At 72.6% G+C, this 12330-nt stretch carries 10 protein-coding genes; 3 read left to right on the plus strand and 7 right to left on the minus strand.

Annotation, left to right across the window (positions count from 1 at the left end; translation table 11 throughout):
* The first annotated feature begins 23 nt into the window (after window positions 1–23).
* A complete protein-coding gene (locus KGD83_RS00830; protein WP_212642063.1) occupies window positions 24–962 on the plus strand; it encodes a ParB/RepB/Spo0J family partition protein in 939 nt (312 codons plus the stop codon).
* A 320-nt stretch (window positions 963–1282) separates the two neighbouring features.
* Here the strand turns inward: KGD83_RS00830 and trxA are convergent, their stop codons facing one another.
* Window positions 1283–1606, minus strand: coding sequence for a thioredoxin (gene trxA / locus KGD83_RS00835; RefSeq protein WP_212642064.1), 324 nt, complete (start codon window positions 1604–1606; stop codon window positions 1283–1285).
* 83 nt (window positions 1607–1689) lie between these two features.
* Window positions 1690–2622, minus strand: a complete 933-nt coding sequence (trxB, locus tag KGD83_RS00840; RefSeq protein ID WP_212642065.1) for a thioredoxin-disulfide reductase — start codon at window positions 2620–2622, stop codon at window positions 1690–1692.
* A 490-nt stretch (window positions 2623–3112) separates the two neighbouring features.
* Between trxB and KGD83_RS00845 the strand changes: the two genes are divergently transcribed.
* Both KGD83_RS00845 and KGD83_RS00850 read left to right on the plus strand, forming a co-directional pair.
* Window positions 3113–4261, plus strand: coding sequence for a sensor histidine kinase (locus KGD83_RS00845; protein WP_212642066.1), 1149 nt, complete (start codon window positions 3113–3115; stop codon window positions 4259–4261).
* A complete protein-coding gene (locus KGD83_RS00850) occupies window positions 4258–4965 on the plus strand; it encodes a response regulator (protein ID WP_212642067.1) in 708 nt (235 codons plus the stop codon). Before KGD83_RS00845 ends, KGD83_RS00850 begins: the two co-directional genes overlap by 4 nt.
* A 116-nt stretch (window positions 4966–5081) precedes the next feature.
* On the opposite strand, the gene KGD83_RS00855 is transcribed toward KGD83_RS00850, so the two are convergent.
* The 5 genes from KGD83_RS00855 to murJ (KGD83_RS00875) all read right to left on the minus strand — a co-directional run bounded on the left by KGD83_RS00855 (window position 5082) and on the right by murJ (KGD83_RS00875) (window position 12306).
* Window positions 5082–5972 carry an anti-sigma factor gene (locus KGD83_RS00855; RefSeq protein ID WP_249352066.1) on the minus strand — a complete coding sequence of 297 codons (891 nt, stop codon included), beginning with the start codon at window positions 5970–5972 and terminating at the stop codon, window positions 5082–5084.
* A complete protein-coding gene (sigM, locus tag KGD83_RS00860; protein WP_212642068.1) occupies window positions 5969–6595 on the minus strand; it encodes an RNA polymerase sigma factor SigM in 627 nt (208 codons plus the stop codon). The genes KGD83_RS00855 and sigM overlap by 4 nt, the downstream gene beginning before the upstream one ends.
* Window positions 6596–6617: 22 nt before the next feature.
* The gene (locus KGD83_RS00865; protein WP_212642069.1) at window positions 6618–8258 is read right to left on the minus strand and encodes a protein kinase family protein; all 1641 of its coding nucleotides are present in this window, start codon (window positions 8256–8258) and stop codon (window positions 6618–6620) included.
* A 279-nt stretch (window positions 8259–8537) separates the two neighbouring features.
* Window positions 8538–10322 carry a murein biosynthesis integral membrane protein MurJ gene (murJ, locus tag KGD83_RS00870; RefSeq protein WP_249352377.1) on the minus strand — a complete coding sequence of 595 codons (1785 nt, stop codon included), beginning with the start codon at window positions 10320–10322 and terminating at the stop codon, window positions 8538–8540.
* Window positions 10323–10482: 160 nt separating this feature from the next.
* Window positions 10483–12306, minus strand: a complete 1824-nt coding sequence (gene murJ, locus KGD83_RS00875) for a murein biosynthesis integral membrane protein MurJ (RefSeq protein ID WP_212642071.1) — start codon at window positions 12304–12306, stop codon at window positions 10483–10485.
* Between the last annotated feature and the right edge of the window lie 24 nt (window positions 12307–12330).

Genomic DNA, 12330 nt, shown 5'->3' on the forward strand with positions numbered 1-12330 from the left:
GGAAGAGGAGTGTGGAGGTGCCGGTGAGCCAGCAGCGGCGCGGACTGGGCAAGGGACTGGGGGCTCTCATCCCACAGGGGCCCGCGGCCCCCGCCCCCGCCCCCGTCACCGTCTCCGAGGAGGAGACCCAGCCCGTCGAGCCACGGGTGGAAGCCCTGCCCGACGGGACGTACCTGGAGGAGGTCGAGCTCAGCTCGATCATCCCCAACCCCCGGCAGCCGCGGAAGTACTTCGACGATCAGGCCCTGGAGGAGCTGCGGGACTCGATCAGCGAGGTCGGCCTGCTCCAGCCCATCGTCGTGCGCAAGCTGGAGGGTGATGGCGGCCCCCGGTACGAGCTCATCATGGGCGAGCGCCGGATGCGGGCCAGCAAGGAGGCGGGTCTCACCCGCGTCCCCGCCATCGTGCGCAGCACCGACGACGACGAGTTGCTGCGCGACGCGCTCCTGGAGAACCTGCACCGGCAGGAGCTCACCCCCCTGGAGGAGGCGGCCGCCTACAAGCAGCTGCTGGACGACTTCGGCGCCACCCACGGGGAGCTGGCCCAGCGGATCGGCCGTTCCCGTTCGCACATCACCAACACCCTGCGGCTGCTCACCCTTCCGCCCAAGGTGCAGACGCGCGTGGCCGCGGGTGTGCTCAGCGCCGGGCACGCGCGGACGCTGTTGAAGGTCGAGGACCCCGACCTCCAGGACCGCCTCGCCGCCCGTGTGGTGGAGGAGGGCATCTCGGTCCGCTCGCTGGAGGAGATGGTGGCCCTGAGGGAGGAGCCCGAGGAGGAGAGGGTCCGCCGCGCCCCCACGCGGACCGCCAACCCTCCCCAGGTCGAGGAGTGGGCCTCCCGCCTCTCCGACCGGCTGGACACCACGGTGAAGGTCAACATGGGCAAGCGCAAGGGCAGGATCGTCGTGGAGTTCGCGACGCACGAGGACCTGGAGCGCATCATCAGCCAGATGGGCTAGGCGCCGTTCCTCGGACCTCCGCTCCGCTTGGGTCCGTGTCCGGGTGCCCGGAGAACGGGAACCCTCGGTGCCTGCGACGGGTCCGTGGGCAACGAGCGGACCCGCCTCCGGTCCCTCCGGAACCCCGTCGGCGCCCGAACCGACCCCCACAAGCTGAGACCGGTTCACAACACAGGACCCAGCTCCTTCGTCGGCGAGGTTTCACGTGAAACACCGCCGACGAAGGCACCGGTACGGCGAAGGCCCCCGAGACCGCAGGGATCTCGGGGGCCTTCGCCGTACGGGCTCGCGGAGGAGTCGCGGGCGCGGCGGGTTCCGGGTTACAGGAACTCCGCGAGCTCCTTCTCCAGGAGGCGCTTGGGCTTGGCGCCGATGATCTGCTTGACGACCTCGCCGTCCTTGTAGAGGTTCATCGTCGGCAGGGACAGCACGTTGTAGGAGCGCGGCGTCTCCGGGTTCTGGTCGGTGTTGATCTTGACGACCTCGATCTTGTCGCCGTGCTCCTCGGCCAGTTTGTCCAGCACCGGGGCCATCTGCTTGCACGGGCCGCACCAGTCGGCCCAGAAGTCCACCAGGACGGGCTTGTCGCTGGAGAGGACCTCCTCCTTGAAGGTGGCGTCGGTGACCTGCTTGACAGCTGACATGGTTCTCCTTGTTCGGCGTATCCGGGGCAGGGGGCTAGGGGGAGTCGGCGGGCCCGGGTCCGGGCCTCGGGCGCCGCCGTCCTCTAGTTGCCGCGCGCGGCGAGGTATCGCTCGGCGTCCAGGGCGGCGGAGCAGCCGGTTCCCGCGGCGGTGATCGCCTGCCGGTACTGGTGGTCGACGACGTCGCCCGCGGCGAAGACGCCCTCCAGGTTGGTCCGCGTGGACGGGAAGTCCACCTTGACGTAGCCCTCCTCGTCGAGCTCGATCTGCTTGTCGAACAGCTCCACACGCGGGTCGTGGCCGATCGCGACGAACAGGCCGGTGACGTCCAGGGTGCTGGTCTCGCCGGTCTGGGTGTCGAGCACCTTGAGGCCGGAGACGCGCTCCTCGCCCAGGACCTCGGTGACCGCCGAGTTCCAGAGGAAGGTGATCTTCTCGTTGGCGTGCGCGCGCTCGGCCATGATGCGGCTGGCGCGCAGCTGGTCGCGGCGGTGGATGACGGTCACCGACCTCGCGAACCGGGTGAGGAACAGGGCCTCCTCCATGGCGGTGTCGCCGCCGCCGACCACCGCGATGTCCTGGTCGCGGAAGAAGAAGCCGTCGCAGGTGGCGCACCAGGAGGTGCCGCGCCCGGAAAGCTCCTTCTCGCCCGGGACGCCCAGCTCGCGGTAGCCGGAGCCGGTGGCGAGGATGACCGTGTGGGCGAGGAAGGTCTCACCGCCCGCGACGACCTCCTTGACCGGCTTGCTCAGATCGACCTCGGTGACGTCCTCCGGCACCAGCTCGGCGCCGAACCGCTCCGCCTGCTTGCGCATGTGGTCCATGAGGTCGGGGCCCATGACGCCGTCGGGGAAACCGGGGAAGTTCTCGACCTCGGTGGTGTTCATCAGCGCGCCGCCGGCGGTGATGGAACCCTCGAACACCAGGGGTCGCAGCTCGGCACGGGCGGCGTACACGGCGGCGGTGTACCCCGCCGGTCCGGAACCGATGATGATGACATTGCGGACGTCACTCACGCTCGTTGGCCCTTCACACAGTCGCTGCCCTGGCCACGCCGTGTGACCTCAGGGGAAGATGGTTAGCACAACCGATGGTAGGCGCAGGGCATTCCCTTCGGGACATCGCCCCAGGTTACGGGGGTGGGGTATGCGCCGGAGGCGGTCCAGTGCGCCTTCCCGGACACTCCCCGGGGGAGCCCGTCAGCGACCGGACGGCCGCCGCGCGGCGGCTGGGGCCCCGGCCGGGGGACCGGCGGGGAGGCGCCGGACGATCCCGGGAGGCCGCGCTAGCCCGAGGGAGGCCCGGGAGGCCGCAGGGGGGCCGCTGGCGACCGCGCAGGGCGAACCGCACCCCCCCGGGGTGATCGCGCCCGCCGCGAGCCCCCACAGGGCGTTCAGGGCCAGGGCGGCGGCCACCCGGAGGGCGGCGTCGAGGGCGGTCGGCGACGGACGCGGCAGGGACGGCCGGTCCCGCGCCGCCAGGGGTCCGGGTCCGTAGAATCGCCGCATGCCCACTGACCGCCGGGGCGTCGTGGTCGACGCGCTCTTCGGGTTCGCCGTCTTCGCCGTGGTGGCGATCGCGGTCGCCTCCGACGTCGGCGACACGGGGAACCTGCCGCTCGGGTACGGGCTGGCCGCGGTCCTCGGCGCGCTCATGCTGGTCCGGCGCCGCTGGCCGATCGCGGTCCTGGCGGCCACCTCGGTCCTGGTCGTCGCCAACTACGTGCTCCAGCTCCCCGTCATCGGCCTGGCCGTCCCGGTGGCCGCCGCGCTGTACTCGGCCGCGGAGGCGGGCCGCACCCCGTGGTCGGCGGGCACGGCAGCCGCGCTGGTCCTGGTCTCCACGTTCACCCGGTTGAGGGAGGGGCAGGACCCCGCCTACCTCCTGGGGTACGAGCTGCCCGCCACGGTGGCCGTCATGGGCGCGGCCACGGCCCTGGGCCACGTGCAGTGGCAGCGGCGCCGGGCCGAGCAGCAGCGCGTGCGGATCGAGGTCCTCGACAGGCAGGCGCGCGAGTCCGAGGCGGCCGAGCGACTGGCGCTCGAACGCACCCGTATCGCCCGCGACCTGCACGACGCCGTGGGACACCACCTCTCCGTGGTGTCCCTGCACGCGGCGGTGGCCGCGGAGGCCCTGGACGACGACCCGGCGGACGTGCCCGTCGCGCGCGCCGAGCTGGACCACGTGGCGCGGGCCTCGCGGGCGGGCCTGAGCGAGCTGCGCGCCACCGTGCGGGCGCTGCGCGAGGCCGACCCCGGCGGAGACCGGGTCTCCTCCCTCGCGCACCTGGACGAACTCGTGGCCGCCGTGCGCGCGGCCGGGGTGGACGTGGAGGTGGCCGGGACGCCCGCTCCCGGCGAGCTGCCCGGGATGGTGGACGCCACCGCCTACCGGATCGTCCAGGAGGCGCTGACTAACACGCTGCGCCACGCGCGCGCCCCACGGGCGCGGGTGGCCTTCTCCAGGAGGAACGGGATGCTCGACGTGACGGTGACCGACGAGGGGACGGCCGTACCGGCCGCGTCCCCCGGGGGCAGCGGGCTGGCGGGGATGCGCGAACGGGTGCGCCTGGTCGGCGGATCGGTGGAGGCCGCGCCCCTGCCCCGCGGGGGGTTCGGGGTGCGCGCGCTGCTGCCGCTCGGGGACGAGCGGTGATCCGGGTCCTGCTCGTGGACGACCAACCCCTCGTCCGCGCGGGGGTCCGCGCGCTGCTGGAGCGCGACGAGGGGATCGGGGTCGTGGCCGAGTCCGAGAACGGCCGCGAGGCGCTCGCGGACATCGACCGCCACCGCCCCGACGTGGTCCTGCTCGACCTCCAGATGCCCGCGATGGACGGTCTGGCGGTGCTCCGCGAGCTGGAGCGCCGCGGCGGCGGCCCCGCGTCCGGGGGGTCCACGAACACACATGTCGACACGTCGACGTTCCGCGGGGCGCGGGTGGTCGTGCTCACCACGTTCGGGGAGGACGACAACGTGTTCACCGCGCTGCGGCTGGGCGCCTCCGGCTTCCTGCTCAAGGACGCCGGTCCGCGGCAGCTGCGGGACGCGGTCCGCACCGTGGCGGCGGGGGACGCGCTGCTCTCGCCGGGGGTCACCCGCAGGGTGATCGAGCGCCTCGCCGACACCGCGGTCGCCCCGGGGAGCGCCTCCCGGCTCGACGTGCTCACCGACCGGGAGCGCGACGTGCTCGCCCTGGTCGGACGCGGTATGTCGAACCAGGAGATCGGCGCCGCGCTCCACCTGAGTCCGGCCACCGCGCGCACCCACGTGGGACGCCTCCTGGCCAAGCTCGCGGTCCGCGACCGGGTCGGCCTGGTGGTGGTCGCCTACGAGACGGGCCTGGTCCGCCCCGGCCGGTGACCGGACGCCCGAGGGCGGCGGACCGGGCCCGTGCCCGCCCCGGCGACATGTCGACACGGCGCCAAAGGGACACGGGGACACGACGGCTCGGCGGCGGGCGGACCCGGACCGGTGGGTCAGGGGGCCTGGACGGTCTCCTGGGCGAGGACGTTGCGGCCGGGGTCGCCGCCCTGAGCGCAGGCCGGATCGACCACGTACACCTCGAACCGCTCGCCCCGGGGTGAGAACAGCACCCACGCGGGGGAGTCCCCGCCGCCGTAGTGGGCGTCGTCGACCAGGGTGAAGTGCCCGCCGAGCTCCTCGCTGAGAAGAACCACGCACTCCTGGAGCCCGGGGGGAGCCGCCTCGACGGCCAGGGTGCCGGCCTGCGCGCCCCCGCCCGGTTCGCCTTCTCCCTCGGCACCGCTCCCGCCCACGGGGGACAGGTCGAGTGTCCGGGCGGCCTGCTCGGTCAGGGCCGCCTCGGTGTAGACGGTCCCGCTCCGCACCACCTGCGGTGTGTAGGACTGCGCCGTGTCCGGGGCGTTCTCCTGGCTGTTCTCGGCCAGCGGGGCCGCGACGCCGGTCTCGCCGTCCTGGCCGCCCGGGGTGAGCACGCCGTTGAACAGGGCCGCGCCGCCGCCCCCCACGACGACCGCCGCGGCGGCGGCCAGCATCATCAGCCGGGCCCTGCTCAGGCTCCGCCCGGTCCGGGGCCGACGCGGGAGGGGGGTCACCGTGGCGCCGCCGGTCGGCGGCGGGGCGGCGCCCTCCGCGGCGACGGGGAACACCGCGGCGCGCTCGCGCACCGCCTCCGCGAGGCGCTGGTCGAGGAGGTCGGCCACGTCCCGGGGCAGGGCGGGAGCCGGTGCGGCGGCCAGCGCCTCGGACACCCCGGCGAGTTCTCCCAGGGTCGTCGCGCAGGTCGCGCAGGTGTCTATGTGGGCTGCGACGGTGCGTTCCTCGTCGGGCTCCAGGAGCTCCTCGGCGAAGAAGGCGAGTGCCTCCACGTCTGGATGGGACGTCACGATGGGTTGGCACCTCCTCTCCCAGTTGTGACGTCTCCGGCTTGTCGAGGGTTCCTCAGATGGGCCAGCGACGGGAGAAGTCTGGCGCGACCTCGCGCACACCTGCTCTTGACGGTCCCCGACGCCACGTCGAGGATCTGCGCGGCCTCCTCCACCCGGTAGCCGAGCATGTCCACGAGGGTCAGCGCCATGCGCTGGTCCAGCGGGAGCAGGTCCAGCGCGGCGTTGACGTCCAGGCGCGTCTCGGTCTGCGAGGCGTGGTCCGGCCCCCCTCCCGAGCGGCCGAGCCTCTCGTTGGACATCACGTCCAGGGTCTCGTCCTCGGTCGGAGTGGCCGGGCGCACCTTGCGGCGCCGCAGCCGGTCGTGGCAGGCGTTCACCACGATCCGGTGCAGCCACGTGCTCACCTGCGCCTCGCCGCGGAAGCGGTCGGCTGCGCGGAACGCGGACAGGAACGCGTCCTGGAGCGCGTCGGAGGCCTCCTCGCGGTCGCCCATCATGCGCACGGCGACAGCCCAAAGGCGCTCGCGGTGCCGACGCACCAGGACCGCGAAGGCCTGGTCGTCGCCCTGAGCGTGCCTCGTCAACAGCTCCCGGTCAGGAAGCTCCTGGAGCGCGTCCATCAGTACCCGATCACGTACCCCGCTACTCGACGCCCCGTACCTCGGCCTCGTAGACCGTGCCCCTCCACTCGCCGGACCCGGCCAGCTCGGTGAACCAGACCACGACGTAGCGGGCCTCGACCGGTTCGTCGAGGGCGACGACCTGGGAGCCGCCCGTGCCCGATCCGACGACCTCGTAACCGGTCTCGCTGTCCGAGTCGCTCTCGCCGGCCAGGATCTGGAACTCGTAGCCGCTGCCGCCGAGGTTGAGGTCCACCTCGTGGACCTCGTGGACTGCGCCGAGGTCGAGCTGGAGTCCGACGCCGGGCTTGATGGCGCTGAGCGGATCCCTGTAGCCCTGGGTGTTCCACTCCGTGGCGGTGTCCCCGTCGTGGGCGCGGCCCGCCTTGTCCGAGTGCTCGTCGGTGTTGCCGTGCGGGTTGAGGCCGCGTGACCCCTGGATCTCCAGCGGGCTCAGCTCCACATCCCCGCCGCCGTCCGAGGCCTGGCCGCCGCCGTCCTCGGGCGGGGCCTCCTCGTCTCCGCCCGCGCTGAACATCGTCCCGACCGTCCAGGCGCCGACGACCACACCGGCGAACAGCACCAGGGCCGCCACGCCGACCAGGATCTTGCGGAGCGAGGGCTGCGCGCGCGCGGTTCGCTGCTCCATCCGGGAGGGGCCCTGCCGTTCACGAACCTCGGAGCCGCCCCGGGCCGAGGCGCCGCCCCGCGAGGCGGAGCCCGTCCGTCCGACGGAACCGTGGCGGGCCTCCTGGTCGTCCCGTGCGCCCGCGGCCCCGCCGCGGTTGCCCCGCGGGCTTCGGCGCGGGCCGGTGCTGTCGAACTCGCCGGTGCGCCGGGAGGTCCCGGGCACGGGCGGAGCCGACTCGGCCTGGGTGACGGGCAGGGGGATGAGCCGGGGCACCTCGGCCATGGCCGCGCAGAAGTCGGCCGGCGAGGCGATGGGCGGTCCGGGCACCAGCTGCCCCGCGAGCTGCGGCAGGGCGGCGCGCGTGGTGATGGTGCCCAGGGGCTCGGTGACGCCCTGTCGGATGTGGTGGGGAGGGTAGGGGCCCGCGGGGCCCTCGGGCGCGGCGGGCAGGCCGCTCTGCGGGCCGCCGGGCCAGTGCCCGGTGAGCGCCGCGTAGAGCAGGTTGCCCAGCCCCTGGGCGTCGGTGGCCGCGGGGTCGGGGTTGCCGGCGCCCAGCAGGGCGGCGTCCACACCGATGCCTGTCACCTTGACCGCGCCGCCGCTGCTCCACATGAGCTTGCTCGGTGTCAGGCACAGGTGGTGCAGGCCTCCGGCGTGCGCGGCGGCGATCGCCTCGGCGGCCTCGGCGACCAGTCCGGCGGCGCGCTCGGGCTCCATGGGGCCCTGCGCGAGGAGGTCGGCCAGGGAGGAGCCGATGACCCACTCCTCGACCACGTAGGGGACGGGGGAGGAGTCGTCGGCGTCGAAGACCTGCGTGACGCGGGCGTCGGGGATGCGGCTCGTGGCCCGGGCGGCGCGCACGACCTCGGACGTGCGAGGGAAGCCCTCGGCGAAGGTCCACACGGCCACGGGACGCGCGAGCGTCTCGTCGGTGGCCTTCCAGCGTGTGGCGCCGCCGGTCTCGCTCACCACCTGGTCCAGACGGTAGCGGTTGGCCAGCTTCGCACCGGGTTCGATGAGGAAGGTGCTCATGATGGGAGTGACGGGTGCCAGTGCCGTGGTTTCGCGTGCGTCCGTGCTCCCTGGCCGTGTGCGGACCGGAGCGTTACGGGGTGCGCGCGAGGGGTCCGTCGGCCCTGCCTGCTGTCCCCAGCCTCCCTTCGGGCAGTTCGGTTGAACAATGCGGTAGCGGTAAAGCGATGCCTGTCCATGCTAGGACGCGTGAACAGCATCTTTGGAGGACAACGGATACTCGGCCACCTTCCGGTGCTTAACGGAGCGGGTCCGCTCAATCTCAGCTATTCCTGGTGATCAGCGGCGTCGCAACCGGGTTTTGAGCAAATCGAGGAAGGATGTGACTTCTGTCACTTTGAGAAGCTTTGCGGTCACCACGAACAACACGGCTCCGACGGCGCCTCCCGCCGCCATCGCCGCCAGGCCCGGCCAGACCTCGCCCGGCAGGTCCCGGAAGAGGTAGATCATCGCCACACCGAAGACCGCGGACGGGACGGCGGCCAGGTGCAGCCGGAGCAGCGTGGCGGCGGTCCGGCGACCGTCCAGGCCGTTGAGCCGCCGGTGCAGCATGTACCACATGATGACGGAGCCCACGATGTAGTACAGGCCGTACGGTACGGGAAGCCACACCACGACGTGCTGCGGTTCCACCAGGAACAGCAGGCCGATCGCCGTGGTCGCGTGGGCGATCTCGGAGGGGATCGACACCAGGGCCGGGGTCCGGGTGTCGCCCAGAGCGTAGAACACGCGCATCTGGAGCTGGAAGAGCGTGAACGGGATCAGCATCACGCAGAAGACCATGAGGATGCGCCCGATGGCGGCCGCGTCCTCGGGGCTCGTGCTGCCCTGCGCGTAGATCAGCACGCAGAACGGGATCGCGAAGACGATCATCGCGACCGAGAGCGGCGCGATCAGCACCGAGGACAGCCGGAAGCCGCGCGAGAAGTCGCTGCGCACCTGGTCCTTGCGACCCGCGGCCACGTGCTCGCTCATCCTGGGCAGCAGCGCGGTGATCACCGAGACCGCGATGACCGCGTACGGGAGCTGGAAGAGCATCGACGCGAACTTGTACGCCGCGATGCCCGCGCCGGAGTCGATGCCCGCGTCGGCGGCCAGGGCACCCGCGCGGGTGGCCACGTTGGTGGAGACCAGCGCCCCCACCTGCGCGACGACGATGTAGAGCATCATCCACGAGGCGGCTCCGGCCGCCTCGCCCAGGCCCGAACCCCGCAGGTCCAGGCGCGGACGCCAGCGGAAGCCCGCCGCGGCCAGCGCCCACACCAGGACGGCGGCCTGGACCACCTGCCCCAGGGCCGTGCCCAGCCCCAGCAGCATCAGCTGGCCGTCGGTGACCGTCTCGGGGGTGCGCCCCGGACCGGCCAGGTTCAGGAACCACACGCAGACGCCGATGATGACCACGTTGTTCAGCACCGGCGCCCACATGGGCGCGCCGAACCTGTTGCGCGCGTTGAGCATCGCGCTGGCCAGCCCGCTGGCGCCGATGAAGAAGATCTGCGTGACCAGGTACCGGGCCAGGACGACCGAGACCTCGTACTGGGCGCCGGAGAACCCGCCCGCGTAGATGCGGATGAACCACTCCGCGACCAGCACCGACACCAGCGTGAGGGCGAACAGCACCAGCAGCATCAGGGTGACCAGGCGCTGCTCGACGCCGTCGCCCCCGTCGGCGTCCAGCTTGCGGCGCTTGACCAGGAACGGCACGAACACACTGGCCAGCAGCCCGCCGATGAGCAGGTCGTAGACCATGTACGGGACCATGCCCGCCGTCTGGTAGGCGTCGCCCAGCAGCTGGGTGCCGATCGCCGCCGCCAGGACGATGGTGCGCACGAACCCCGTGACACGGGAGACGATGGTGCCCAGCGCCATGATCGCGCTCGACCGGGCGAGGTTGCCCGGCGCCGTGTGGGAGGTACCGCCGATCTCGTCGCCGTCCTCCAGGCGGTCGGCGGTGCCCACGTCACCGATGTCGCTCGGGTCCCGGAGCGTGTGCAGTCCGGTCTCGGGCTCGGTGCCCGGCTCCTCGCGCTCGTAGGTGTCGAGCACGTCCTCCGGCATCACCATGGCGGGCCGCCGACGGACTCTGTTCCCGTCGGGCGGCTCGGCGTCCCCGGGGGACGTCCGCTGGGGCAGCTCGCTGGACACCGTCGTGCTGTCCTTCACTCTCGTTCGGGCGGCTTCGGGGGCCTCGGCGGGTCAGAGCCGGGGGGAGGGGGTCACGGCATCAACGACGCAGCCGGGCGCGGATCAGTTCCACGGCACCGGTCAGCTCCGGGACGCGCAGCAGCCGCGCGCATCCCAGGAAGAGCAGCGCGCCCACGACGCATCCGGCGGCCGGGGCGCCGATGTAGGTGGCCAGGCCGGGGCCGACGTAGGTGTCGAAGGCCCAGAGCACACCGAGGCCGGCCGCGATGCTCGGGACGACGGCCAGGTGCAGGCGCAACAATGTGCCAATGACGTGCTTGCCGTCAAGCCCCCCGATGCGCCGGCTCAGCACGATTCCGGCGATGGTCAGCCCGGACAGGAACGAGAGCATGAAGCCCGCCGCCACGCCCACGACCACCAGGTTCGGCGGAAGCACCAGGTAGGACGTCAGCGCCAGGGCGCTGTGCACGGCCAGGTTCGCGAGGCCGAGCATCGCGGGGGTGCGGGTGTCGCCCATGGCGAAGAACACGCGCAGCATGAGCTGGAACACGGTGAAGGGCACCAGGCCCAGCGACATGACCGCGAGGATCTGGCCGATGCTCTCCGCGTCGTCCACCGAGATGGAGCCGCGCGCGAAGGCCAGGACGGACAGCGGCTCGGCGAACATCGCCACCGCGAAGGCGGTCGGCACCAGCACGAACGCGGAGACGCGCAGAGTGCGGGAGAAGTCCGCGCGGACGGCGTCCCAGTCGTGGTCGTCGGCGTGGGCGCTCATCCGGGGCAGCAGCACGGTGATGAGGGAGACCGCGATGATCGCGTACGGCAGCTGGAAGAGCTGGTACGCCAGGTTGTAGGCGCTGATGCCCGCGCCGACGTCCAGGCCCTCCCTGATGCTCGCCACGTTCGCGGCGTTGGCGATGTTGGTGGTGATCCACAGCCCGGCCTGGGTGAGCATGGTGTAGAGCATCATCCACCCGGCGGTGCGCACCGCGTCGCCGAGCCCGGAGCCGCGCAGGTCCAGGCGGGGCCGCCAGCGGTAGCCGGTGCGGGACAGGGCCGCGAACAGCACGACCGCCTGGAGGGCCATACCGCCCGCGGTGCCCGCGCCCAGCAGGGTCAGCTGGCCGTCGGTGACGGTCTCGGGGGTGCGGCCCGGACCGGCCACCCACAGGAACACGGCCGCCACGCTCATGATGACGAGGTTGTTCAGCACCGGGGCCCACACGGCCGCGCCGAACCGGTTGCGGGTGTTGAGCATGGCGCTCAGCAGGCCGCTCATGCCCACGAAGAAGATCTGCGCCAGCAGGTATCTCGCGAGGTAGACCGAGGCGTCGAACTGGACCGGCGTGAACCGGGAGCCGTAGAGCCAGATGAGGAACTCGGCGGCGGCGATCGCGACCGCGGTGAGCAGCAGCAGCGCCAGGAGCGTGGTGGTGAACAGCCGGTCCTCGGTGGCCTTGCCGCCGTCCGCGTCGCGTTTACGCCGCTTGACCAGGAACGGGATGATGACGCTGGCCATCAGCCCGCCGATGAGCAGGTCGTTGAGGATGAAGGGGATCGTGTGCGCCGTGTGGTAGGCGTCACCGAGCAGGTGGGTGCCGATGGCGGCGCCGAGCACGATGGTGCGGGCGAAGCCGGTGATCCGGGAGGCCATGGTGCCCACGGCCATGATGGCGCTGGAGCGCATCATGCCGCCGCCCGACCCGGCGCCCCCGCCCTGGTCGGAGCCGCCGCCGGAGTCCCCTCCGGACCCGTGCCCGGGGGCGGTGCCGGGACCCGGCACGTCACCCTCCTCGAAGGTGGGCGCGGGGCCGCTCTCGGGACGGACCGCGCTCGGGACCGGTGCTTGCGGCTGGGGGCGTCGGCGGTGCTTCCCGCCGCCGTTCGAAGAGTCGGTGACCACCGTGGATCAGGCTTCCTTTCGTCC

It is taken from the genome of Nocardiopsis akebiae, assembly GCF_018316795.1.
In the GTDB taxonomy this organism is placed as follows: Bacteria; Actinomycetota; Actinomycetes; order Streptosporangiales; family Streptosporangiaceae; genus Nocardiopsis; species Nocardiopsis dassonvillei.

Bases quoted from the DNA above. Each gene is read 5' to 3' on its own strand.
- trxA (WP_212642064.1), bottom strand. From the start codon at position 1,606: ATGTCAGCTGTCAAGCAGGTCACCGACGCCACCTTCAAGGAGGAGGTC.
- murJ (WP_249352377.1), bottom strand. From the start codon at position 10,322: ATGGTGATGCCGGAGGACGTGCTCGACACCTACGAGCGCGAGGAGCCG.
- sigM (WP_212642068.1), bottom strand. From the start codon at position 6,595: ATGGACGCGCTCCAGGAGCTTCCTGACCGGGAGCTGTTGACGAGGCAC.
- KGD83_RS00865 (WP_212642069.1), bottom strand. From the start codon at position 8,258: ATGAGCACCTTCCTCATCGAACCCGGTGCGAAGCTGGCCAACCGCTAC.
- KGD83_RS00845 (WP_212642066.1), top strand. From the start codon at position 3,113: ATGCCCACTGACCGCCGGGGCGTCGTGGTCGACGCGCTCTTCGGGTTC.